At 65.5% G+C, this 24749-nt stretch carries 20 protein-coding genes; 13 read left to right on the plus strand and 7 right to left on the minus strand.

Annotated elements, in window-relative coordinates; genetic code table 11:
- Nucleotides 1-48: 48 nt before the first annotated feature.
- Nucleotides 49-555, minus strand: coding sequence for a universal stress protein (locus tag FFS21_RS20230; RefSeq protein WP_137926575.1), 507 nt, complete (start codon nucleotides 553-555; stop codon nucleotides 49-51).
- A 197-nt stretch (nucleotides 556-752) separates the two neighbouring features.
- On the opposite strand from FFS21_RS20230, the gene nhaR reads away from it, so the two are divergent.
- Both nhaR and FFS21_RS20240 read left to right on the plus strand, forming a co-directional pair.
- Complete coding sequence (gene nhaR / locus FFS21_RS20235) at nucleotides 753-1685, plus strand: transcriptional activator NhaR (RefSeq protein WP_137926576.1); 933 nt, start codon at nucleotides 753-755, stop codon at nucleotides 1683-1685.
- Nucleotides 1686-1892: 207 nt separating this feature from the next.
- Nucleotides 1893-2360: a Rid family hydrolase gene (locus tag FFS21_RS20240; RefSeq protein ID WP_137926577.1), complete on the plus strand. Its 468-nt coding sequence runs from the start codon at nucleotides 1893-1895 to the stop codon at nucleotides 2358-2360.
- A gap of 2 nt (nucleotides 2361-2362) precedes the next feature.
- Here the strand turns inward: FFS21_RS20240 and FFS21_RS32280 are convergent, their stop codons facing one another.
- The 3 genes from FFS21_RS32280 to FFS21_RS20255 are packed head-to-tail and all read right to left on the minus strand — an operon-like array spanning nucleotide 2363 to nucleotide 4612.
- Nucleotides 2363-2647 (minus strand): hypothetical protein, encoded by a 285-nt coding sequence (locus FFS21_RS32280; protein ID WP_212745257.1) that lies wholly within the window; start codon nucleotides 2645-2647, stop codon nucleotides 2363-2365.
- Nucleotides 2648-2654: 7 nt separating this feature from the next.
- Entirely contained in the window at nucleotides 2655-4310 is a 1656-nt protein-coding gene (locus FFS21_RS20250; protein ID WP_137926578.1) for a cation acetate symporter, read from the minus strand.
- The gene (locus tag FFS21_RS20255) at nucleotides 4307-4612 is read right to left on the minus strand and encodes a DUF485 domain-containing protein (RefSeq protein WP_137926579.1); all 306 of its coding nucleotides are present in this window, start codon (nucleotides 4610-4612) and stop codon (nucleotides 4307-4309) included. Before FFS21_RS20255 ends, FFS21_RS20250 begins: the two co-directional genes overlap by 4 nt.
- A gap of 352 nt (nucleotides 4613-4964) precedes the next feature.
- Between FFS21_RS20255 and FFS21_RS20260 the strand changes: the two genes are divergently transcribed.
- The 6 genes from FFS21_RS20260 to FFS21_RS20285 all read left to right on the plus strand — a co-directional run bounded on the left by FFS21_RS20260 (nucleotide 4965) and on the right by FFS21_RS20285 (nucleotide 10510).
- Entirely contained in the window at nucleotides 4965-5189 is a 225-nt protein-coding gene (locus FFS21_RS20260) for a hypothetical protein (RefSeq protein ID WP_137926580.1), read from the plus strand.
- Nucleotides 5190-5445: 256 nt separating this feature from the next.
- Nucleotides 5446-5961, plus strand: coding sequence for a sigma-70 family RNA polymerase sigma factor (locus FFS21_RS20265; protein WP_137926581.1), 516 nt, complete (start codon nucleotides 5446-5448; stop codon nucleotides 5959-5961).
- The gene (locus tag FFS21_RS20270; protein WP_137926582.1) at nucleotides 5937-6935 is read left to right on the plus strand and encodes a FecR domain-containing protein; all 999 of its coding nucleotides are present in this window, start codon (nucleotides 5937-5939) and stop codon (nucleotides 6933-6935) included. Before FFS21_RS20265 ends, FFS21_RS20270 begins: the two co-directional genes overlap by 25 nt.
- Nucleotides 6936-7028: 93 nt before the next feature.
- On the plus strand, nucleotides 7029-9413 hold the full coding sequence (locus FFS21_RS20275; protein ID WP_137926583.1) for a TonB-dependent siderophore receptor: 2385 nt from the start codon (nucleotides 7029-7031) through the stop codon (nucleotides 9411-9413).
- A gap of 185 nt (nucleotides 9414-9598) precedes the next feature.
- Nucleotides 9599-10123, plus strand: coding sequence for a sigma-70 family RNA polymerase sigma factor (locus tag FFS21_RS20280; RefSeq protein ID WP_137926584.1), 525 nt, complete (start codon nucleotides 9599-9601; stop codon nucleotides 10121-10123).
- A 129-nt stretch (nucleotides 10124-10252) separates the two neighbouring features.
- On the plus strand, nucleotides 10253-10510 hold the full coding sequence (locus FFS21_RS20285) for a DUF4880 domain-containing protein (protein ID WP_137926585.1): 258 nt from the start codon (nucleotides 10253-10255) through the stop codon (nucleotides 10508-10510).
- A 54-nt stretch (nucleotides 10511-10564) separates the two neighbouring features.
- Here FFS21_RS20285 and FFS21_RS20290 read toward each other — a convergent pair whose 3' ends face one another.
- Both FFS21_RS20290 and FFS21_RS20295 read right to left on the minus strand, forming a co-directional pair.
- Entirely contained in the window at nucleotides 10565-11869 is a 1305-nt protein-coding gene (locus tag FFS21_RS20290) for a lysine N(6)-hydroxylase/L-ornithine N(5)-oxygenase family protein (RefSeq protein WP_137926586.1), read from the minus strand.
- The gene (locus FFS21_RS20295) at nucleotides 11856-12695 is read right to left on the minus strand and encodes a GNAT family N-acetyltransferase (protein ID WP_502705188.1); all 840 of its coding nucleotides are present in this window, start codon (nucleotides 12693-12695) and stop codon (nucleotides 11856-11858) included. Before FFS21_RS20295 ends, FFS21_RS20290 begins: the two co-directional genes overlap by 14 nt.
- A gap of 172 nt (nucleotides 12696-12867) precedes the next feature.
- On the opposite strand from FFS21_RS20295, the gene FFS21_RS20300 reads away from it, so the two are divergent.
- Genes FFS21_RS20300 through FFS21_RS20320 form a run of 5 tightly spaced genes read left to right on the plus strand, consistent with a single transcriptional unit; the run spans nucleotide 12868 to nucleotide 19582 of the window.
- The gene (locus FFS21_RS20300; RefSeq protein WP_137926588.1) at nucleotides 12868-14556 is read left to right on the plus strand and encodes a cyclic peptide export ABC transporter; all 1689 of its coding nucleotides are present in this window, start codon (nucleotides 12868-12870) and stop codon (nucleotides 14554-14556) included.
- Nucleotides 14553-15059, plus strand: a complete 507-nt coding sequence (locus FFS21_RS20305) for a transcriptional repressor (protein ID WP_137926589.1) — start codon at nucleotides 14553-14555, stop codon at nucleotides 15057-15059. The genes FFS21_RS20300 and FFS21_RS20305 overlap by 4 nt, the downstream gene beginning before the upstream one ends.
- A 26-nt stretch (nucleotides 15060-15085) precedes the next feature.
- Nucleotides 15086-16237, plus strand: a complete 1152-nt coding sequence (locus tag FFS21_RS20310) for an efflux RND transporter periplasmic adaptor subunit (RefSeq protein WP_137926590.1) — start codon at nucleotides 15086-15088, stop codon at nucleotides 16235-16237.
- The gene (locus tag FFS21_RS20315; RefSeq protein ID WP_137926591.1) at nucleotides 16237-18180 is read left to right on the plus strand and encodes a MacB family efflux pump subunit; all 1944 of its coding nucleotides are present in this window, start codon (nucleotides 16237-16239) and stop codon (nucleotides 18178-18180) included. The genes FFS21_RS20310 and FFS21_RS20315 overlap by 1 nt, the downstream gene beginning before the upstream one ends.
- A 1-nt stretch (nucleotide 18181) precedes the next feature.
- The gene (locus FFS21_RS20320) at nucleotides 18182-19582 is read left to right on the plus strand and encodes an efflux transporter outer membrane subunit (protein ID WP_137926592.1); all 1401 of its coding nucleotides are present in this window, start codon (nucleotides 18182-18184) and stop codon (nucleotides 19580-19582) included.
- A gap of 85 nt (nucleotides 19583-19667) precedes the next feature.
- On the opposite strand, the gene FFS21_RS20325 is transcribed toward FFS21_RS20320, so the two are convergent.
- On the minus strand, nucleotides 19668-24749 hold a 5082-nt coding region (locus FFS21_RS20325; protein WP_137926593.1), incomplete at its 5' end, for a non-ribosomal peptide synthetase.

A 24749-nucleotide genomic window follows, 5' to 3' on the forward strand; every position in this document is an offset into this window, starting at 1 on the left:
CGCTTTACTCTCTCAGCCGCCGAGCAGGTTTCCGACGCGCGATGGCATTCATGCCTGACTGGCCAGAAGCAAGGCGAGACCGGCACCCAACCCTGCCGGTATGCCGACGCGCTCGATCAATGGGGCGGGCGGGCCGCCAATGACCTCGACGGGAACGGGGCAACTCTCCAGCAACTGGTTGGTGAGGGAATGCTCCACCGCACGCACCAGCGCGCTCTTGCGCGCGGTGCCGATCAGCACGCGGTCGCAGTGCAACCGCTGCGCCACATCCACGATACTCCGCACCGTCTCGCCTATCTGGAGGTGCTCGGCAAACGGCACGCCAGCCGCATGGAACATCGCTCTGGCCGCGGCAAGCTCCTCGTCGGCACGTTCGCGCTGGAAGTCGTCGCGTAGCGTGCGTTCGATGTAGTGGTTCACATTGCGCGAGAACGGGGGCTGAACGTTCAACAAATGGATATGACGGGCCTCGCCCTGAAGGTATTCTCCGATAGCCTGCCGTACCGCCAGCAATGCGCTCGGCGAACCGTCGCAAGGTACAAGTAGCGTGGCCATGTCTGTGCCTCCTGGAGGGGCGTGCACGCACGTCAGGACCGCGACCGCCGGGGTCCTGGTGGTCTGCACTCACTGCAGTCGATAACTGCAATCTAGGGGGTAAACCTCCCAGCGAAAAGCAGATTGTTCGGATACCATCATTCGAAAAAACGGGAGGATTTCGCCTGCAAGACCAGGCGCCGACAAGGGCAATCCTCATGAACTACAAGCACCTGCACTACTTCTATCACGTAGCCAGGCTGGGTAGCGTCAGCCTGGCCAGCAAACGCCTGCATCTGTCGCCACAGACCATTAGCGGACAAATTCAGTTGTTCGAGGCATGCCTCGGCACACCGCTATTCGCCAAGAGCGGCCGTGGCTTGCAGCTCACGGAATCGGGGCGCATGGTGTTGGGGTATGCCGAAGCCATCTTCTCGATGGGCGCGGAACTCGAGGAAGCCGTACGGGCGTCGCCCTGCCAAGGCAAACCCCTGGAATTCCGCGTGGGCGTTGCTGACGCGGTGCCGAAAACCATCGCTTGCCGGCTGATCGAACCGGCGACGCAATTGCCTGGACCCGTCCGCATTGTGTGCCGCGAATGGAAGCTCGAACTGTTGCTTGCCGAACTGGCCCTTCACCGCATCGATCTCGTCATCGCCGATGCGCCGATTCCTTCGGCGGTCAGCATACGCGCCTTCAATCACCGGCTCGGCGGCTCGGGGATCAGCTTCTTTGCCGCCCCGGCGCTGCACGACCTCTGCAAGCAGCCCTTCCCTGCGTGTCTCGACGGGGCGCCAATGCTCATGCCCGCAGAGGATTCCGCGGTTGGGCAGCGACTGCGGCAGTGGCTGCAGTCGCTGTCGCTAACCCCGCGCATCGTTGGCGAATGCGATGACAGCGCACTCGCCAAGGAATTTGGCCGTCGCGGGCTCGGCATCTTTATCGGACCCACCGTGCTGGAGCAAGACATCGAAAACCAGTTCGGTGCGCGCGCACTCGGTGCGACCTCGGAAGTTGCAGAAGAGTTCTTTGCCATCTCCGTTGAACGCCGCATCACGCATCCATGCGTGACAGCGATTACCGCGTCCGCGCGTAACGAACTGTTTGCGAGGACAGCACGAGATCGACGGTCACGTCGCCCCGGCACCTGAACCCGATTCGTACACGGGTTTCGATTGTCTACGACGGAGGGCGTAACGGCAGCAGACGATGGTCGCACCACCCGGCGCTTCCCCTGCAAAAATACTGCGTCGAAGCGCATGTTTTGCGCGCGCAATCCGCTTTGGGAATGCTAGGCTGAAGCCCTTTTGCAAGCTGGGCACCGACTCTGCGGTTGCCATTTCTCAAGGAGCTTAAGCATGACGACTCAACCAGGTTCGCCCGAAAAGAAAACCGCCTACTGGGGCGTTCCGTGGGAAGACGCCTATGGCTATGCGAAAGCGGTGCAGGTAGGTAACGACATCTACGTGTCCGGTCAACTCAGCCACGACAGCCATGGCAATCTGATCGCGCCAGCCGCGCTTGACGCGAACGGCAAGCCGAGCGACTTCTCCACCATGGAAGCCCAGATGCGTGCCACCTACGAGAACCTCGCCACCCTTCTCGGTCGATTCGGCGCAACGCTGGACAATGTCGTGGAAGAGACCGTCTACGTTCTCGATGTCGACGCGGCCTTCGCCATGGCAGGCAAGGTCCGCAAGGCGGCATACGGCACAGAGCGCCCGCAATGTGCCAGCAACCTGATCGGCGTCTCCCGACTGGCCATGCCGCCGCAGTTGATCGAAATTGCCTGCAAGGCCGTGCTGAGTCCGACAGCAACGGCCTGAGGTCAGCGCCCGCGTGTGGTGACGTCGGGTAGCGGACGGCAATCGCTGCCATTCCAGCTCGCTGGAGATAGCGATACGCCGCCGCTTCGTCCCCAAGCACCGAAATAGGGCGTGCAGCGGCGCGCGGGGTCCAGCGGCACGAACACTGCGGTGTCATCGTCGTAGATCTCCGCAACGAGACAATCCGACGGCGAGCCGGGATCGCAGGCGAGCGCCCCGCATTCGAGCACATGGCCGACGTGGTATGCCAGGCCTGCATCAATGCCGCGCCGGATCATGTCAGACACCCTGCGTTCAGTGCGCGGCAGCTTCTCCTGCACCGATGCCGGTTTCCGAGCGCAGTTCCTGCGCCTCGAATCCCGCCTTGTCGAGCAGGGCCCGTTTGGACCTGTCGGTGACCGAGAACAGCCAGATGCCGACGAATCCGATCGTCATCGAGAACAGTGCCGGCGAGGTGTAGGGGAACGGCGCGCTCTTGAAGTGGAACACGTCGACCCACACTGCCTGCGACAGTACGGTGAGTACCACCGCCGACAACAGGCCCAGGAAGCCACCGATCATCGCACCGCGTGTGGTGCAGCCCTTCCACAACACCGAGAGAAAGAGCACCGGGAAGTTGGCCGATGCCGCGACCGCAAACGCTAGTGACACCATGAACGCGATGTTCTGCTTTTCGAACACGATGCCCAGCACCACGGCTATGACGCCGAGCACAACCGTGGTGATCTTGGACACGCGCAACTCCATGGCACTGGTTGCCTTGCCGTGCTTGAAGACGGTCTGGTAGAGGTCGTGGGACACCGCCGAGGCGCCCGCCAGCGTCAGCCCTGCCACAACGGCCAGGATGGTCGCGAATGCCACGGCCGAGATAAAGCCCAGGAAGACGTTGCCACCCACCGCATTGGCCAGGTGAACGGCCGCCATGTTGACGCCGCCCAACAGCTTGCCGCTGCCATCCTGAAAACTGGCATTGGTACTCACCAGCACGATCGCACCAAAGCCGATGATGAACGTGAGGATGTAGAAATAGCCAATCCAGGTGGTCGCCCAGAACACTGACTTGCGGGCTTCCTTGGCATTGGGCACCGTGAAAAAGCGCATCAGGATGTGCGGCAGGCCGGCAGTGCCGAACATCAGCGCAATCCCGAACGAGATGGCCGATATCGGATCCTTGATGAAGTTGCCCGGACTCATGATGGAGTCCTTCTTCGCATGCACTTCTACCGCCTTGGCAAACAGCGCCTCAGGGCTGAAATGGAACTGGGCCAGCACCATGAACGCCATGAACGACGCGCCGCCCAGCAGCAGGCATGCCTTGATGATCTGTACCCATGTGGTGGCCGTCATGCCACCAAACAGCACGTAGATCATCATCAGCGCGCCCACGATGACAACTGCCACCCAGTACTCGAGCCCGAACAGCAACTTGATCAACTGGCCAGCCCCCACCATCTGCGCGATGAGATAGAACGCCACCACCACCAGCGTGCCGGATGCCGCGAACGCTCGGATGGGTGCCTGCTTGAATCGATACGCGGCCACGTCGGCAAATGTGAAGCGCCCCAGGTTGCGCAGCCGCTCGGCCATCAGGAACGTGATGATTGGCCACCCCACGAGAAAGCCGATCGAATAGATCAGTCCGTCATACCCGCTGGTGTACACGGCTGCGGAAATCCCGAGGAAGGACGCTGCAGACATGAAGTCGCCCGCGATGGCCAGACCGTTCTGGAAGCCGGTGATGCCACCGCCGGTGTAGAACGTGGCGGCGGATTTGGTCTTCTTGGCCGCCCACTTGGTGATGAACAGCGTACCGACCACAAACACCACGAACATGCCGATGGCCGTCCAGTTGGTGGCCTGTTTCACGGCCTGCCCCAAGTCTCCCCCGGCAGCGAAGACGCTGGCGGAAAGCAGCAGCGCGACGGCGCCGGATAGATGTTGAAACTTCATGCGACCTCCTGCTTGATGCGGTCGGTGAGGTCGTCGTACACGCGGTTGGCGTGCCACACGTAGAGTCCCGTGAGCAGCACGGTAAAAAGAATCACGAACAGCCCGATCGGCATGCCCCAGGTCATCACACCCTGCCCCACGCGTGCGGCCAGCAGTTCCTTGTCGAACGCAATGACCAGCACGTAGCCGTAGTACACCACGAGCATTACCGCTGTCAGCATCCATCCCAGCCGCCCACGCCGCCGCACCAGTTCACGATATTGCCGGCTGGCCTTCAACTTCATGATCAGATCATCTTGCATCGTTGTCTCCTGCACATCCTTGCTTCACCACGCGGTACTTGCCGCATGGCCCGGAGACAAGGTACTGCGCCCCCCTTACCCTGTTCTTACACGGCTCGTGCATCGATTCGGGGTAAACGCCAATCTGCGTGGAGAACGGAGGCGCGCAGCGCATGGGACCCACTCGGTGGCGCCAATGTATGAAGCACGGTGACAGGACGAGGCCCGTCACATGGCCGCTTGGATACGACCCTTTCAATTGATCGCTATCAAACAGCTACAGGTTTTGGCGCACTAACGATTCCACAGTGGCTATCTTCACAAGGCAAAAGACGAGACACACAGAGTTGCTGCTGCCAAGGGGAGAGTTGCCATGTTGAGTGCCCACGAAATCGCCGCGTTGATGGTGCTGGGATCGCTGGGTTCGTGCCGCGATATCGACCCGCGCGACCTGGCCGCGCTTGCCACCCGCCGCCTGATCGACATGACCCACGCACCGGCCGCGTCGCCTGCGGTGCAACTGACCCCGGCCGGCTATCACGTGCTGGGCGCCGTGCACCGTGCCTCCCCGGCGCGGTTGTCGCAGCGGAACGCGTAGCCATTGCGGCGCCAGAAAACCCGGAGCATCCAACACCGGGGTCATTTTCTCCCCTATGTGCGTCATGCGTGGCCCCAAGGCGGGGAGGAAGGCTGGAGACGTCGCATGCCGCCACCCCGCGCCGCGCCCTTTCGCTCACATTTGCAGAATTTGCAGAATTGCCATTTGCGCGGTTGCAGCGGCATCGCACAATCTTTAGAATGCAAATCGTTCTCAATAACGCAGGGCGCCGTGGCGCCGCGACGGGATCGACGCCATGGCTGGGACAGAGGCTGCTTCAAGCGGCAGGCATGCAATCGCGAGCATTTACCGCAGTCACCATGGTTGGCTGCTCAATCTGCTATCGCGCAAGCTGGGCAACATGGAGTGCGCTGCCGATCTGGCGCACGATACGTTTGCACGCCTGATCCATGCGGGCGATGCGGCTTCGCTGCGGGAGCCGCGCGCCTATCTCACGACCGTTTCCACGAACCTGACCGCAGACTATTTTCGGCGGCAGGCGCTGGAGCGTGCCTATCTGGAAGCGCTCGCCTGCCTGCCCGAGCCCACCGTCCCGTCGCCTGAGGATCGGGCGCTGATTCTCGAATCCCTGACCGCCATCAGTTGCGCGCTGGATCGCCTGCCCGCGCGGGTGCGCGATATTTTTCTGCTGTCGCAGGTCGATGGTCTGCCCTATCGGGACATTGCCGACGAGATGGGCATCACCGTCAATATGGTGCAGAAGGCGATGGCGAAAGCCTACGTGCAATGCTGTCGCGTGCTGCAACGATGATGGCACCACCCAGCGACGAAGTTCTGGAAGAAGCCGCGATGTGGCTGGTCACCTTTGAATCGGGTGAAGCCACCGCGGCCGACCAGGCGGCCTGTGCGCGCTGGCGTGTCGATGATCCCAGCCACGAAATGGCGTGGCAGATGATGACCGACACCATCGGTCAGCTTCGCCAGGGGCTGGTCGGTGTGCCGTCCGCCGTCGTGCGGCGGACCTTGCAGGCGGATACCCGCGTTCCCTCGCGCCGCCGCGCCCTCAAGGCGCTGGCGGGCATCGGTGCGCTTTCGCTCGCCGGGACCAGCGGATGGATGCTGACCCGGACCGCCGCCTATGACCGCATGGCTGCGGATCATTCCACAGGGCCAGGAGAAAGACGGACGCTGCGGCTATCCGATGGCACCGTCGTCACGCTCAACACTGCGTCCGCCATCGATGTGGCATATGGCGCGCAGCATCGCCGGATTCGGCTCCGGGCAGGCGAGATCGAGGTGCATACCGCGCCAGACGCCCAGGGGCGCCCGCTGGTGGTTGCCACGCGATTCGGCACGATCACGCCGCTCGGCACGCGCTTCGTGGTGCGCGATGTGGCGACGGGCGATGCCTCGATCACGGTGGGTGTCACGGCCGGGGCCGTGCGTGTGATGTCGGAAGGCGGCGCGTCGTCGCGCATCGATGCGGGTCAGCAAATCAGCTTTGGTTCCCTCGCGGTGGGTGATCCCGCACCGATGGACCCCGCCATCCGGTCGTGGATCGACGGGATGCTGGTGGCGCGCCGCATGCCGCTGCCGGCTTTCGTGGCGGAACTTGCCCGCTATCGTCCCGGCCTGTTACGTTGCGATCCGGCGCTGGCCTCGCTCAGTGTCTCCGGCGCATTTCCCCTCGATGACACCGACGCGGCACTGGCGTTACTGGAGAACGCCCTGCCCGTGCGCACACGCTCGGTCACGCCGTACTGGGTAACAGTCGTCCCCCGCTAGCCCTGTGCCATCACGGCCCGCCGCACCCCGAATCATCCGAAGTCCTACGCCGCCTCAGTCATCGTGCCTCGTCGATCCGGTCGTCCCAGTTTCGTGAGCGCGCATCTCGCCGACGTGCTTCGCGCCAGCGTCATGGCCGCGTCCGTCGCGGCTGCGCTGACGATGGCGGGCAACGCCTGGGCGCAGACCGCTGCCGGCGCACGCTCGTTCTCGATCGGGCCCGGTCCGCTGGACGTGACCCTCGCCCGTTTCGGCAATGAAGCGGGGGTGCCGATCGCCGTCGATCCCGCGCTGACCGTGGGACTCGACAGTCCCGGCTTGCAGGGCACCTATACCGTCGAGGAAGCGCTGCGTGTGCTGCTCGCCGGCCAGCCGGTGGAGGCGGTGTCGAACCCCGGCGGGAGCTACTGGCTGCGCCCACGCACATTGCCCGCGCCCGCTACCGCCGAGACATCGGTGCCGATCCCGACCCTGACGCCGGTCATCGTCACGGGGGCGGCCGACGACATCGACCACTATCGCGCGCCGGCCGCGAGCCTGGGCGTGCTGGGAGACCGGCCCATCATCGAAGCGCCCTACAGCATCGAGGTGGTGACACGAGACCTGATGGATAACCAGCAGGCCGACTCGCTCGTGGACGCACTGAAGAACGATGCCTCGGTCACGCCGATCAGCAACAACATTGGCGGGCTCTCCTCGCAGATCGCGGTGCGCGGTGTGGGACTCGATCTCCTGAGCGGGCGCAAGGTTGACGGCCTCAATATCTTTAGCTGGAGCAGCGATCTGCCGCTTGAACACTTCGAGCAGATTCAGTTGCTCAAGGGCGCCAGTGGCTTCCTGTACGGCTTTGCGCAGCCGGGCGGGATCGTGAACTTCATCAGCAAGCGGCCGACCGATACCCCGCTTCGCAACGTGTTGACGTCCGTGACGGATAGCGGCACGTTCCTGCTCGGCGGCGATCTGGGCGGACGTTTCGGATCGGAAGACCGATTCGGCTATCGCGTCAATGTGGTGGGCGAGACCGGCGACAGCTACGTCAAGGACGGGGGGCGAGTCCAGCGCGGTTCCGCGTCGCTGGCGCTCGACTGGCGCATCCTGCCGAAGCTGGTCTGGCGCGCCGATGTGCTGGCCGTCGATCGCCAGGTCACCGCCTCGTCGACCTGGGGTATTTTTCCGAATGCCACGGGCAGCGACACGGATTTCGTCGTGGCGCAACCGCCGGCCGCCATCCCCGGCAGCAAGCGGATCTTCTCGCCATTCACGCGTTACGAAACGCGCTCGTGGGTGTACGGCACCGGCGTCGAATGGACCTTTGCCGACGACTGGCGTGCCAGCCTGCTCTATCGTGGTTCGGTCATGACCCGTGGCTATCTCAATGGCTCGATCTTCGCCAACGCGGCGGGCGACTACACGGAAGTCCAGTACGCCGGCACGGACCGCTTCGACACCGATGACGTCCGCGCACTGGTGACGGGCAAGGTGCGCACCGGGCCGGTCTCCCATGACCTGACTTTCGGACTCTCCTACGGGCGCATTCGCACCTTCTATTCGAGCGGCTCCACCTCGGCGGTGCTCGGCACGGGCAATCTGTCTCGCCCCGGCAATTTCCCGAATCCCGGCCTCACGGTCCCGCCTGCCGATGCGCTGGGCAGCGACACGATCCAGCGCGCGGCGTTCATCTCGGACACCGCCCATTTTGGCGATCACGTCGATGTCATCCTCGGCCTGCGGCACAACGGCCTCAAGGATACGGTCAACGGCTACGACAAGGGCGCCTATACGCCAACCGCCGCCGTCGTGCTGAAGCCGTCGCCGTGGCTCTCGGTCTACACCAGTTACGTCGAGGCCCTGGAGCAAGGCGCAACGGCGCCTCTGAGCGCGGCCAACGCGCAGGAGGTGTTCGCGCCGCTCAAGACAAAACAGCTCGAGGCTGGCATCAAGGCCGAACGCGCCCGGTGGTCTGCCAGCGCCGCCGTATTCCGGATTCGGCGTGGCCTGACCTATACCGATGCCAACAATGTCTTCACCCAGAACGGGGAATCCCGCTACAACGGGCTGGAACTGCTGGCGAAGGCCCGCCTGACGTCGCGCTGGCAGGTGATCGGCAGTGTGATGTTCCTCGACGCCCGCAATGAGACCGCCACGGCGGGGCTGGCAGGCAAGTTTGTCGATGGCACGCCGCGGCAGCAGGCCAAGCTCTATTCGGAGTACCGGCTGGCCGATACCGGCTTCACGCTCACGGCCGGTGTCCAGTACTACGGGTCGCGGCCGATCGATGCGGCCAATACCGCGACCGTGGCGGGGTTCACGCTATTCGACGCGGGTCTACGATACGAGACGCGTCTCGGCAGTACGCGCGCCATCGTCCGCTTCAACGTCGACAACATTGCCAACCGGGCTTATTGGCTGGCCAGCGCGTCCTACCTCACGCAGGGCGCACCCCGCACATTCAAGCTCGGCGCGCAGTTCGAGTTCTGACCGCACATCCTCGATGGCGAGATTCCGCAAAAAAGTTGGCGGATTCCGAAAGCTCGTCCGTCATACCTTGAGAAGCATCCAAAAAAGCAAAGCCATCCCGGATGGCAAGTTTTAAATGTATGTCCTTCGCGACATATTAGGAATGATTTGCATTTGTATTGGCATTTGCAACCAGGGAGACCAGCATGATGACGAGCGCCCCCGTAGCGACGCTTGCCGAGGTATTCATGGACAATCGCGCCCAACTGCGGCGGATTGCCCATGGCATTGTCAGGAGTCCCGAGACCGCTGAAGACATCCTCCAGGACGCCTGGATCCGCTTGTCGGATGGCGACCGGCTGGGCGAAGTCCAGCGTCCCTTCTGCTATTGCTGCCAGGTGGTACGGAACCTGGCGCTGGACCATTGCCGCCGGCAGAGCCTGGAATCGTCCTATCGCTGCTATGACATAGAGGTCGAGACACTGGAGTTGCCGTGCGCCACCTCGCCGCACAAGTCCTTCCAGGACTACGAGGTGCTCTGCGCGATCGATCGCGAACTGTCGAAGCTTCCCGCCCGCACGCGGCTAGCCCACGAGCTGTACCGCATCCAGGGCCTGACGCAGCGGCAGATTGCCGAACACCTGGGCTGTGCGCTCGGCCTCGTCAATGCGCTGCTGGCCGACGCGGCGCGGGCCATCGAGTCCTGCCGCACGCTGATGTACGCGGACTAACTCCGTGACGCGCTGCCCAGCTTCGTAAACGGCTGAAATGTTCCCGTGACAGGGCGTGGGCGACAACGCGTGCTTGACGTGTCAAAATTCCGCCACTTTGCTTCGTTTCGCTGGATCGGATTGGCACGCATGACACAACACAACGAGGATGCCGCCTGGGCAACGGCCTGGGCATGGGTGCAACGTGAGCATGATCGTGAGCGATTCAGCGACGATGCACGGGCCCGGATGATGGAATGGCTCGCGGCCGATCCCGCGCACCGGCGCGCCTATGACAAGGCCGCGCGGCTGTGGTTGCTGGCAGGGCTGGTGCCGCCGGTGAACGATCTCGACGGCGCACCCGAACCCTCGCCACCCGCCCCCTGGCCACGCGACGCCACGGAATAGAAAATGCCACCTGGACGGTGGCATTTCTTTATGCAGCAAGGCTTCGTTTCCGCATTACGCCATGATCGTCGCCGCGCGTCGCTCGCCATCGAAGGAGCGCCCTGACTGCCGCCCCGCTGCCTCCAGCGCCGTCGTGATTTCCCCCGTGCGGATCGCAGTCACCGACAGCAAGGTATCGCTGATGCCATGGCTGGTCTCGCACGCACCCTGCAGGAAGATCCCCGGCCGGAAGCCCGGTGTGGCGAGCACCCGGTAGTCACGGTCTACCGCGCATTCGCCCACCCATGGTTCGAGCTGCGCGAGGATCGAGCGATGCTGTTCGCGTGCATAGCCCGTGGCCAGCACCACGAGGTCATAGGGGTTCTGGCTCGCGCGGCCAGCATTGAGGTCGCGCAGATCGAGCCGGACGCTGTCGGTGTCGGCCTGCGCACCGCAGACTTCGTGGCGGCGCAGCAGACGGTGGCGTTGATCGCCGCGCACCCGTTGCTCGTAGAACACCTTGAAGATGCTCTCGATCAGTTCCAGGTCCGGACAGGCGTAGTTGGTATGCCAGAACTCGCGCAGCATGGCCTCGCGCTCGTCTTCGGGACGGTGGAACACGTGATCGACATAGTCTGCATTGAAGATCTCGTTCACGAATGGACTGTTGTCGGACGGCCGGATGGCATGTGCGCGCACCACGAGGTCGATCTGTGCTTCGGGGTAGCGGCCATGCAGATCCATGAACAACTCCGCGGCGCTCTGCCCTGCCCCGATCACGGCGATGCGCCGGGGCGCAGCGTGCTGCGCGATACGGCGCAGGTACTGGCTCGAATGGAGCACCCGAGCGTCGTCGCGCAACGCGCGGAAACTGTCTGGAATATTGGGGCTGCCGCCCACCCCCACCACCAGATTCCGGCCCAGGCGTTCGCGCGTTTCGCCGTCCGCGGTCCGGGATCGCACACGTAGCAGCGCCACTTCGCCGTCCCGGTGCTCGGGCGTCACCTCCACCACCTCCTCGCCATAGGCACATTGGCCCTGGAAATGGCTGGCTGCCCAGGACAGGTAGTCATTGAACTCGTGACGGCTCGGGAAAAACGTCTTGAGGTTGATGAAATCCTGCAGACGCCCCTTCTGATGCAGATAGCCGATGAACGTGAAGCGACTCGCGGGATTGCGCAGGGTGGCCAGATCCTTGAGGAAGGAAATCTGCATGTGCGAGTTGTCGAGCAGCATGTCCGGGTGCCACGCAAACGCCGGCTGCTTCTCGATGAAGAACGCATCGGGGCGCTGCTGCCCCGCACACTGCTCTTCCAGTGCGATGGCCAGCGCCACATTGGACGGCCCGAAGCCGACGCCAATCAGGTCATGAACTTGCATGGGAAGCCTTGGGCGATAGTGTTGTCGGATGGCCGACGTTATCGGCCGTGTCGTCTGACTGCGGCATCCAGAGCGCCTCGCCGAAAAAGCGCTCGCGTGGCAGCACGCCCAGCACAGCGCGTTTGTGCGGGAAATCGAACTCGCAGACCAGGTCGTAGCCGCAGCGCGACAGGCTCTTGCGCATTTTCGCGTTGTCCGCGCGCGGCTCGATGACCAGCCGCTGGGTGCGGCAATCGTCGAGAAACAGATAGTGCGAAATCGAAGGCATCCATGCCGTCAGCCACGATTTGCCGCGAAAATCCGGCTCGCCCACCAGCACATGCCAGCCCCGGTCGTAGTCGGTGGCGTCGCAGAATGGCGCGATGCGGTCCTCGCGTGCCCAGTAGACCTCGAAGTATCCGAACGGCTCGCCATCGAAGCATCCGATCAACTGTGTGACATGTGGATCGGCATGCACGCGCTGCAGGTAGGCGCGCTGATGGTCGATGTCGCCTTCTTCCTGCCAGAAATGCGCCACGTCGGGATCGTTCATCCAGCGGTGCATGCGCGTCACGTCCTCGTCGATATCGAGCGCGCGGAACGTCAGTGTCTGGTCGAGCCAGGGGATATGGCGGGTGTAGACCACCCCGTCAGGCTTGGACGGCCGCAGCGGGTGGCGCGTGCCGGCGGTGGTGACGGGATATTGCGGAAATGGCTCGCACGGGGCATTCAGCCAGGGGCGAGCCCGCTGCCACTGCATGGCCGGATGTCCGGCAAGGGAGGAAGTGGTGTCGTTGTCTGGCACGGGCGTCGGACGTGATCGATAGGTAGCGCGGTCCGGCGCCATGGCAGCCGTCCGCGTGCATACCCCACAAGACGGCCCGCATGAAAAAATGTTCAGGCAACGTGACGCCGCATGGCACGGCCTGAACATTCCAGTTGGCCTCTCGTCTACACAGTATCCGGCGCCCATCGCCGCCCATTGCCGCCCAGCGCCGCCGCCGCGGCCATGCCTCGCCATGAATGCTTCTCGCAGTTCCGCCGCTGAAACCCTGAACCTGCTCAAACCGTTTGCCCCGTGGATCTTGCTGTCCTCGGTCACCGGTATCACGGCGGGCGTGGCAACCGTAGCGCTGCTCTCGACCATCAATACGGTACTGAACCGCCCGGGCGGTATGGCCGGTGGACTGCTGCTGACGTTCGTGGGCCTCTGCGTGCTCGCATTGGCGGGCCGTGCGATCTCCGATATCTCCACCAATCTCGTGGGGCAGCGGCTCGTCGCCATGGTGCGAAAGGGGCTGGCCCGCAAGATCCTGGCCGCGCCCATCGATGCGCTGGAGCGCTACCGCACCCATCGCCTGATGCCGGTACTGACCCAGGACGTGGACATGATCAGCGATGTGGCCTTCAGCCTGTCTGCCACCGTGATCTCGATGGCGGTCGTGATGGGATGCCTCGGCTATCTGGCCTACCTGTCGCCCACACTGTTCGGCCTGCTGGTGGTGATGCTCGTGCTCGGCGCTGCAATCCAGACCCGCGCCATGGCACGCGGCATGGCGGGCTTCTGGCAGGCGCGCGACTACGAGGAGCAGTTGCACAAGAGCTATCGCGGCATCAGCGAAGGGGCCAAGGAACTGCGCATGCACCGGTCCCGCCGCATGGGGATACTCGATGGGCAGGTCGAACGGATCGTCGATGCCATCCGCGACATCAACCGCCGCGCGATCAATACCTATGTGCTGGCGATGGCCTTCGGCTCGGCGCTGTATTTCCTGCTGATTGCCGTGATCCTCGGCTGGGCAGCGTTCCGGCAGGTCGAGCCGCAGGTGCTGAGCGGATTCGTGCTGGTGCTGCTGTTCCTGAAAGGCCCGGTCGACCAGATCGTCGGCGCCCTGCCTGGTATCGGCCGCGCCAAGGTTGCGTTCTCGCGTATCGCGGATCTGTCGGCCCGCTTTGCCAACCCCGAACCCCACCTTGCATTGCAGCAGCCTCCGGCTCCGGTCAGGTTCGACCAGTCGATCGCGCTGCGCGGCATCGGCTATGCCTTCGATGCGCCCGAGGGCAAGACGGCCTTCGTACTCGGCCCCATCGATCTGGATCTACATCCGGGCGAACTGGTGTTTGTCGTCGGCGACAACGGGTCAGGCAAGACCACCCTTATCAAGCTACTGCTCGGTCTCTACGCCCCCCACTCCGGCCAGATTCTGCTAGACGGCACGCCTGTCACCGCCGAGACGCGCGACGACTACCGGCAGTTGTTCACCACCGTGTTCTCCGATTTCTACCTGTTCGAGGATCTGGTCGCGCCCGGTGACGGCGGCGCCGTCTTGCCCGAAGCGGCGCGCCCCTATCTGGAACGGCTCGAGATTGCCCACAAGGTCAGCGTCGAAGGCGGCGTGTTCAGTACCGTTGACCTGTCTACCGGGCAACGCAAGCGCCTGGCGCTGGTTCACGCGTATCTGGAGGGGCGTCCCGTGCTGGTCTTCGACGAATGGGCAGCCGATCAGGACCCCACCTTCCGGCAACTGTTCTATACCGAGCTGCTGCCCGAACTTCGAGACCGGGGTCATCTCGTCATTGTGATCTCGCACGATGACCGCTATTTCCCGCTGGCTGACCGCGTCATCCACATGCAGGCGGGCCGCATCCGCGCCATCGACGTGCCTGCGCGCAGCACTGCGGGGGACAACGAGGCCGTTACCGCGTGACGCGACGCGCCCTGACACCGGCCAGCGGCGACGAGCCGCTGAAGGAGGCGCTGCGCCGCGCCCAGCTCAAGCCGACGGTCCAGATGGTGGCCACCCTCCGCGTGCTCGCACGGGCCGAAGGCGAGTGGCTCGGCGGCGAGGATATCTATCGCCAGTTGATGATGAGCGGACAGCCCGTCTCGCTTGCCACGATCTATCGCGTCGTGAAGAAGCTCGTGAGCTGCGGCATTGTGGTGCGCATGTGGCAGGAGCAGTACGGCAGCCGGCGCGCGCTGTATTGCCAGCGCGCCAACGAACCCGCGCCGGCCGGGCTGCCGCCTGGCGGACTGCGCATTCGCGACAGCGATGCGAACGTGTGGATTCCCGTTGGTGACAAGAACAAATGCGAGATCCTGCTCGACGCCCTGCGGCAATGCGGCATTTCGCCCGGCCATCGTTGTGAAATAGAAATCGACGGAATGCCTGATTTGCATCCCGCCAAGCATGAGGAGCCGCAGTGTTGAAGGGCAGTCCTGCACGGAACACACGCATGAAGCGTTGGGCGACGCTGATCGCCGGTGTGGCCATTGCAAGTGCAGTCGCTGCGGTCATGGCGCGGAGCAAGGAGACGCCGCCCGCATCGGCGCCGGTCAGTGTGGAGACGCTTGAATCCAAAGTCACGGCACTCGGCATGATCCAGCCGCGCCGCTATGTGGATGTCGGCGCGCAGGTATCCGGACAGATCCAGAAGATCCTGATCCAGCCAGGCGATGTGGTACGCCAGGGGCAGTTGCTCGTGGAAATCGACCCCAGCGTGCAGCAGGCCACCGTGGATGCGGGACGCGCGGCACTGGCGGCGTTACGCGCCCAATTGTCCGGCAATCAGGCCCAGTACAGGCTGGCCGCGCAGCAGCATGCGCGGCAGCGGAAGCTGGCCAGCGCCGACGCCACGCGCGAGGAAGACATACAGGCCGCCGAGGCCGCGCTGGCGCTGGCCGACGCCAATATCCGCAATCTCCAGGCGCAGATCGCGCAGACGCAGGCCACCCTCAAGGCTGATGAAGCCCGGCTGGGCTACACGCGGATCTATGCGCCGCTGGCCGGCACCGTGGTGTCGATCGATGCACGCGAAGGCCAGACGCTCAACGCCACCTACCAGACGCCCAACGTGATGCGCGTGGCGGACCTGGGCACGATGACGGTCTGGTCCGAGGTCTCCGAGGCCGATGTCCGGCGCGTCAAGCCAGGCATGCCGGTCTACTTCACCACGCTCGGCGGCGAGGGACGCCGCTGGCACGGTAGCGTGCGGCAGGTGCTGCCTGCCCCGCCCCCACCTCCTGAAAAGGCATCGGGCGACAACGCCGCGACGCCGGCCAAGGCGGGCGGACGGGTGATTGTCTATACCGCCCTGTTCGACGTGGACAATGCCGATGGCGAACTGATGCCGCAGATGACGGCGCAAGTGGCATTCGTCGAGGCCAGTGCAAGAGACGCCATCGTCGTGCCGGTTGCCGCATTGGCACCCGCCGAAGGACGCGGCCGCTCGGTGGCTCGCGTGCTGCGCGCCGATGGCGGCATCGAGCGGCGCGAAGTCGAGACCGGTGTCCGTAGCCGCTTTCAGGTGCAGGTGCTCAAGGGGCTGTCTCCCGGCGAGCGCGTACTGGTGCAACAGTCCACGGGCGAGGCGGAGCCCAGTTCGTGATGGCTGGATCGCCCACACCGCTGATATCGCTGCGGGACATCCGCAAGACCTATGGCAACCGCAACGGCGCGCCGGCCACCGATGTGCTGCGCGGTATCTCGCTCGATATCCACGCGGGCGAGTTCGTGGCGATCGTTGGCGCATCGGGCTCGGGCAAGTCCACGCTGATGAATATCCTGGGCTGCCTCGACCGGCCCAGCGCTGGCCAGTACCTGTTCGAAGGGCAGGACGTGTCCGGTTTCGATGCCGATGCGCTGGCGTGGCTGCGCCGCGAGGCATTCGGCTTTGTGTTCCAGGGCTATCATCTTGTCCCCAGCGAGTCCGCGCGCGAGAACGTCGAGATCCCGGCGCTGTACGCGGGCATGCCAGACGCTGCACGCTGTGCGCGCGCCACGGCGCTGCTGGAGCGGCTGGACATGGGGGCTCGCGTCAATCATCGGCCTAACCAGTTGTCGGGCGGACAGCAGCAGCGCGTGGCCATCGCGCGTGCGCTGATGAACGGCGGCCGCATCGTGCTGGCCGACGAGCCCACGGGCGCGCTCGACAGCAGGAGCGGCGCCGAGGTCATGGCGCTGTTGCGCGAACTGGCCGCCGAAGGCCACACGATCATCCTGATCACCCACGACCGCGAGATCGCCAGCCGCGCACGTCGCGTCATCGAGGTGCGCGATGGGCAGGTCATTGCCGACTCCGGTGCCGTGGCGCCTGAATCGCCGCGCGAGCCACTGCCGGGGGCTTCCGCGCACGGACACGCGAGCCTGGTCACCGATCTGCGCGAGGCCATGCGCGCTGCATGGCGCGTGATGTGGGGGAACCGTTTCCGTACGGGCCTGACCTTGCTTGGCATCGTGATTGGCGTGGCATCGGTCATCGTGATGCTGGCCGTTGGCAGCGGTTCGCAGAACAAGGTCATGCAGGAACTGGAAACGTTCGGATCGCGGACCATGTTCGTCGCGGCCAATCCGGCATCGTCGCGCGAACGTGGCACGCCGCTGACGCTCGACGATGTGCGCACCATTGCCGAAACGCCCAACGTGGAGGCCGTGGCGCCCTATATCGAGAATCGGGTGGTCGTGCGCCGGGGCGGCGTCGATCACAATACCGAAGGCGGCGGCGCCACGGGCGCCTTCGTCAAGGTGCTGCGCTGGCCGGTGGTGGCGGGCAGCATGTTCGATTCCGCCGATGAAGCCCGCACCGCCAAGGTGGCCGTGATCGGCGAAACCGTGCGCAAGCGGCTGTTCGCGGATGGCAGCAACCCACTCGGCCAGGACATCCTCGTCGACAAGGTGCCTTTCGAGGTGGTGGGCGTACTGGGTTCCAAGGGATCGACCGGTGGCGAAGATCAGGACGACCGCGTGCTGGTGCCGCTCTCTTCCGCCATCGCCCGTCTGTTTGGGCAACCCAACCCGACCTGGATCGCCGTGGAGATCCGCAATCTGGATCGCGCCACCGAGACCGCCGCCGAGATCGAGGCGCGCCTTGCCACGGCCCGTCGGGCCCGCGACGTGCGGATCTGGAACCAGGCGGAAGCAATTCGCGTGCAGTCCGCCACGGCGCGGACGATGACGGTGATGCTCGGGCTGATCGCTGCGGTGTCGCTGGTGGTCGGTGGCATCGGCGTGATGAACGTGATGCTGATGACCGTGCGCGAGCGCAAGCGCGAGATCGGCATTCGCATGGCCACCGGCGCGCGGCAGCGCGACATCCTGCGCCAGTTCCTGGCCGAATCGATGCTGGTCACCGCCGTGGGCGGTGGTGTGGGCGTGGCGATCGGACTCGTGACCGTCGCAGCCATGGCACTGGCTGGCGTTCCGATTACCTACTCCCCCGCCGCGTGCGCACTGGCGTTTGGCTTCGCGGTGCTCACTGGGCTGGTGTTCGGCTACACGCCCGCACGCGGCGCCGCGCGGCTTGACCCGGTCGTGGCGCTGGCAGGCGACTGACATGATCGAATTTCCTCACTGCGGCTGGAGAAGCCTTTCACGCGTGTCGTACCTGCTTGGCGTCATGGTCCTGGGCGGTTGCGCCATCCATGGCGATCCCGCCCCGCGCGCAGTGGCCGTGCCGGCTGCATGGCATGCCACGTCCAAACAGGTGGGCAACGATGTGACGGACGCCTGGTGGCGAAGCTTCGGCAGTGTGGAACTCGACGCGCTGGTGGCACGCGCCGGCCAGCAGAGCCTGGACCTTGCCGAAGCGGCCGCACGGATGCAGGAGGCGCAGGCACTGGCGCGTATCGCTGGCGCATCGATGTGGCCGTCGCTGTCGGCTGACGGCAGGGCGTCTCGCCAGGGACGGCTCGGCGGCAGCAACAATGTGGCCGGCAATGCATGGCAACTGGGCTTCGTGGCGAACTACGAGGTGGATCTCTGGGGCCGACTGGCCGCGTTGCGCGAAACGGCCGGCCGGGAAGTGCAGGCATCGGCGTTCGACCTCGATACCGTGCGGCTGACCGTCACCGCCAATGTGGCGTCGGCATGGGTCCAGCGGCAGGCCACACGCGAGCGTATCGCCATCGGCGAACAGAACCTCGCGAGCGCCGATCGCGTGCTGCGGCTGGTCGAGGCCCGCCGCCATGCCGGCGCCGCGCTGCAACTGGAACTGGCCCAGCAACGCGCACTCGTGGCGGCACAGCGCCGCACCATCGAGGCACTGCGCCAGCAACAGGACGCATTGAACATGGCGATCGCGGCCCTGCTTGGCGAAGTCGTACCGCTGCCGCCTTCGACAGATGCCACGCTCGCCACGCTGCAGTTGCCCGACATCACGCCCGATACGCCATCGTCGCTGCTCGCCCGCCGGCCCGACATCGCCGCCGCCGAAGCCCGGCTGGCCGCCGCCGATGCCAATCTCGACGCCGCGCGTGCGGCACTGTTTCCGACTGTCAGCCTTGGCGCCGGTCTTGGTTTTGCCGGCACCACGCTCGGCACGTTGTTCAGCGGCCCGGCCTATACGCTGGCCGCCGCGCTGGCCGCGCCGATCTTTGACGGCGGCCGCCTGGCCGGTCAACGCGACCTCGCCGCGGCACAGCGCACCGGCCAGCTGGTGCGCTACCGCGCCACCATCGTCAACGCCTTCGCCGACGCAGAGACTGCGCTGAGCAATGTCAATGGCGCAGACGCCCAGGCACGGGAACAGGCCGAAGAACTCACGCAATCCGAACGGGCCGTATCCCTCGCCGAATCCCGCTACCGCGCAGGCGCCGACACCTTGCTCAACCTGCTGATCAGCCAGCGCAGCTACTACACGGCGCAGGACCAGGCCGTGCAACGGCTGGAGGCACGGTTGCTGGCCCGTGTGGGGGTGTACCGGGCGCTGGGCGGCGGGTGGGGGACGATGCGGTAGACGTTGCGGTTTGTCTTACCCCCCTCTCCTGCAACGCGGGAGAGGGGGGCGCACAGCGACGGGTAGCGCGGCTTTCGATACGGGCCTATACCACCACGACCTCCTGCTCCGCCAGCATCGCAAACGCTTCCAATTCCGCACGATAGGCGTCCACCAGGCTTTGCACCGTGGCTTGCCGGAACATGGCGTCGCTGAAGATCCAGCTGACGGACAACTGTCCGTCGTACACGCGGCCCACGATTTCGATCCAGTTGGGGAGTGGGCCTGCGGCGCTGCGCATGGCGCCGCCTGCTTCCTCGGCTGGCTGGAAATCGGTGCTGTCGCGGAAGGTCTGGTCGAACTGGCCCAGGTAGTTGAAGGTGATGCGTGGTTCGGCGGCGGCCAGTGCGGTGCGTACGGCAAGGTCCTCGCCAAGGTAGCGCAGCACACCGTAGCCGATGCCCTTGCCAGGCACGGCGCGCAGTGTATCGCGCACGCCGAGGATGCTTTGGCCGGTGCTGTCGCGTCCGTGCGCGAGCCGCACGGGATAGACGCTTGTGAACCAGCCGGCGGTCTGACTCAGGTCGAGTCCTGCGGCATCGCCCTCGCGGCCATGCCCTTCCAGGCTGACCAGTGTGGCGTCGTGGCCGGTCCAGCGTGCCAGCACGCGAGACAGCGCTGCGAGCAGCAGTGTTTCGATACCGGTTTCGAAAGCCGCTGGCACGGCGCGCAGCAACCGGGCCGTGATATCGCGGTCGAGGATGGTGCGCACCGATGCGGTGTGTGCCGCGAGCGCAGAGACGGTGGCGTCATCGCGCGGCAGGTCCTGCGCATCGGCGAGTTGTGCCTGCCAGTAGCCGGCCTCGGCGCGCAAGGCCGCCGACTTGCCGTGGTCGCGCAGGTAGTTGGCCCAGGACTGGAACGAGACGCCGGCAGGCGGCAGCACCGCCGTTTCTCCGGCCGACAGTTGCGCGTAAGCGGCCTGCAGGTCGTCGAGCAGCACGCGCCACGTCACGCCGTCCACCACCAGATGATGGATCACCAGCAGCAAGCGCGCGCTGCCATCGGCAAGGCGCATGTGGACCACGCGCCAGAGCGGGCCACTGGCAAGGTTCAGGCTGCGCTGGGCGGCCTCCCCGACTTCGGTGACTTCGGCGGCTCCGTCCGCATCGCGCGTCCAGAGCACGTCTGCCGCGTGATCGCGCGGCACGGCATAGCCCTGCTCCCACGTGCCATCCGGGCGTTGCGTGAAACGCAGCCGCAGCGCGTCGTGACGCTGTGCAAGCGCGTCCAGTGCACGCAGCAGGTGCTGGCCATCCAGCGGACGTTCGGATCGCAACATCACCGACTGGTTGTAGTGATGACGCTCCGGAATCGGCTGGTCGAAGAACCACGACTGGATCGGGATCAACGGCACATGGCCCGCCGCAGTGGCCGGCCATGGCGATGCAGGACCGACGACAGCCGGCGCGTCATCCCGTGAACACAGCGCAGCAATGGTCTGGTGCCGCATCAGGTCACGCAGCGTCAGCGTCAGGCCAATCCTGGCGTTGCGCACGCGGGAAATGACTTGCAGGCTGAGGATCGAATCGCCGCCAAGCTCGAAGAAGTTGTCGGTAATCCCCACGCGCGGCACTCCGAGCACCTGTTGCCAGATGTCGGCCATCCGCTGCTCGATCTCGTTGCGCGGCGCCTCCCACACTGTTTCGGTCCTGACCGTCGGCTCGGGCAGCGCGGCGCGATCGAGCTTGCCGCTGATCAGGCGCGGCAGTGCGGGCAGCACCACCACGTGCGCGGGCACCATGTACTCCGGCAGACGGACACCCAGCTGCTGGCGCGCCCGCTCGGGCAGGTCGCCAGCAGGCACGCCCGGCAGCGGCACCGCGTAGGCCACAAGCTGGTTGCCGGACGGCCTCTGCCGGGTGACCACGGCCACATCGAGCACGCCCGGCACCTCGCGCATGCGCGCCTCGATCTCGCCCAGTTCGATGCGGAACCCGCGCACCTTCACCTGATGGTCGGCACGGCCGATGTACTCGATCACGCCATCGTCCATGTAGCGCACGAGGTCGCCGGTGCGGTACAGCCGGCCGCCATCGTTCGAGAACGGGTTGGCCACGAAGCGCTCGGCGCTCAGGCCCGGACGGCGCAGGTAACCGCGCGCCACGCCTTCCCCGCCCACATACAGCTCGCCCACCTCGCCCGGTGGGACCAGCCGAAGGTCTTCGTCAAGTACCCAGTTCGACCGCTCGCCCACCGGCCGCCCAATCGGTGCATAGGCACAATCGAAGGCACTGTCAGCCGGCGTCTTCCAGATCAGCGGCGTCACCACGGTTTCCGTGGGGCCGTAGCCATTCAGCATGAAGCGCGGACGCAGCGTGCGACGCACGAGGTCGTAAGTGGCACGCGGCATCGCCTCGCCGCCGAACACGTAAACCTCGACGGGCGGTACATCGTCGCGCCCCACGGCCCATTCGGCGATCTGTCCGAGATAGGCCGGTGGAAACGCTACGTGGGTCACGCCGTAGCGGTTCAGCGCGTGGTAGGTCTGCTCCGGCGTCCACAGTTCGTCGTCGCGCAGCACCAGCGTGGCGCCGGTAGTCAGCGTGGTCAGCCAGCGCTCGTGCGCGCCGTCGAACGAGAACGACATGAAGACCATCTCGCACGAGTCATGCGTCATGCCATAGATGCGCGATGTGGCCCGGCAGTGCATCGCCAGCGGACCGTGCGACACCGCCACGCCCTTCGGACGCCCCGTGGAACCCGAGGTGTAGATGATGTACGCCAGGCCCTGGCGCGGCACCGCCACGCGCGGATCGGTCTCGGGCCACGCATGGCCCGGCAGGTCTTCCAGTTCGAGCACGTCCACGGCGTGGCCCAGGCCCAGTCCGGCGCGCACATCGCGCTGCGTGACCAGCAGGCTCAGACGCGCATCGTCCACCATATACGCGAGCCGGTCAGCCGGATAGGCGGGGTCCAGCGGCACATAGGCCGCGCCCGTCTTGAGCACGGCCAGCAGCGTGACGATCATCTGCGGCGTGCGGCGCAACGCCACCCCGACCAGACTCTCCGACGTGATGCCGCGTGCCAGCAGCGCGTGCGCCAGTTGGTTGGCGCGGGCATTGAGCGTGGCGAAACTGATGGCTGCGTCGCCCATGCGCACCGCGATGGCGTCCGGGCGTGCGGCGGCATGTTCGGCGATGGACTCATGCACGAGCGCGGCCGGACGTTCGATGGCCGCATCGGCCACACCCTGCGACTGGTGCGCCAGCACGGCCAGCGCCTGCGCAGCCTCCGTCCCCAGCCACGACAATTCGCCGAGCGGACGTGCGGCAGCCTGCACGAAGCCAGCCAGCAACTGCTCCATCTGCGCGCGCAGTGCCACGGCGAACTCGTCCGATACCTGGTGACTGGCGTAGCAGAACTCGATTTCGAGATGGTCGTGCATCAGCACCTGCAGGTCCATCGCGTAGCCGGTCAGCGACAGGCTGTCCACAGGGCCAAACGTCAGGCCGTAGCTTTCGGCATTGCGCAGCGTCTGCGAGATCGGGTGATTCTCGAACACGATGATGGTGTCGAACAGCGGACGGCCCGATGACCCCTGCCAGCGCTGGATATCGGCCAGCGATGTGTGTTCGAACTCGCGCAGGCCCAGGTTCAGGCCCTGCAGCGCGCGCAGCCAGTCTCCGAGCGGCTGGGCCGCCGGCATCGTTACCGGCACGGGAATCGTGTTGATGAACAGCCCCATCATTTCCTGGGCGCCGTCGAGCGATGGCGGACGCCCCGCCACCGTGGCGCCGAACGTCACCGTATCGCGATTCAGGCAGCGCTTCAGCGTCAACGCCCAGGCAGCCTGCACGACCGTGTTCATCGTGACGCGCTCGCGTTGCGCAAACGCCTGCAGGTCGCGCGATGCTTCGGGCGTCATCCGCGTGTAGATCTTGCCGTAGCCCGGTTCGCGCTGCGGGGCACGCGAAGCTTCGGCCAGCAGCGTGGGGCCGTCCACGCGACGCAACGTATCGCGCCAGAACGTCTCGGCCACGGCCTTGTCCTGCGCGGCCAGCCAGCGCACGTATTCGCCATAGCCGGGTGCCAGCGCGCCCAGTGCCTCGCCGGCATAGGACTGCAGCCATTCGCCCATCAGCCGCGTCTCGCCCCAGCCGTCCAGCAGCATGTGGTGGCCGGTCCAGACGATCTGGCAGAGATCGTCATCGAGCCGCACCACGCAAACGCGCGACAACGGCGGCGCCATCATGTCGAAGCCCCGACGCAGTTCGGTGTCCGCCAACGCCTGGAGCCGCGCCTCCGTGTCGGGCTGCCCGCGCCAGTCGAGTTGCGCGATGCTCGCCCGCACCGCGCGCCGCACCGCCTGCACCGCGCGCGCCATGCCGGCTTCCCAGATGAAAACACTGCGCAGGATGGGATGCCGATCCACCATCGCCTGCCACGCCTGCGCCAGACGCGCAGGGTCCAGCCCACGCACCGATACGCTGCGCTGGTTCATGTAGAGGCCGCTGCCCGCTGATTCCAGCGTGTGGAACAGCATCCCCTCCTGCGTAGGGGACAGCGGATAGACGTCCTCGATCTCGTTCGCGTCGAAGCCGAGCGCGGCGATCTGTGCGGCGTCCAGATACTCTTCCAGCTTGCCGCGCACCGTGGCCTTCGCCATGGGCGCAGCGGTCCCGATGCGCTGCACCACCGATGCCAGCGCCGCAACGCTTTGATGCTCGAACATCTGGCGCGGCGTGATCTGCCAACCGGCGACACGTCCGCGCGACACGATCTGCAGGCTCAGGATGGAGTCGCCACCGAGCGCGAAGAAGTTGTCGTGCCGGCCCACGGCAGGCAGGCCCAGCACCTCGGCCCAGATCGCGGCCAGCGCCTGCTCGGTCTCGCCCTGCGGCGGTTCGGTCGGCTGCGTGCTATCGCCAATGACCGCTTCCGGCGCCGGCAGCGCATGCCGGTCCACCTTGCCGTTCGGGTTCAGCGGCAGGCGTGCGAGCACCACCAGCGGAGCCGGCACCATATAGTCCGGCAGTTCGGCGGCCAGCGCCTGACGCAGGATGTCGCCATCCAGTTCGTAACCCGGTTGCGGCGAGACATAGGCCACCAGTCGCGTGCCCCCGCCCGGTGCCCCTTGCGCCAGCGCCACCGCCTCGCGCACGCCCGGCTGCGCAAGCAGGCAGGC

It is taken from the genome of Cupriavidus sp. 2SB (assembly GCF_005503625.1).
Taxonomy (GTDB): Bacteria; Pseudomonadota; Gammaproteobacteria; order Burkholderiales; family Burkholderiaceae; genus Cupriavidus.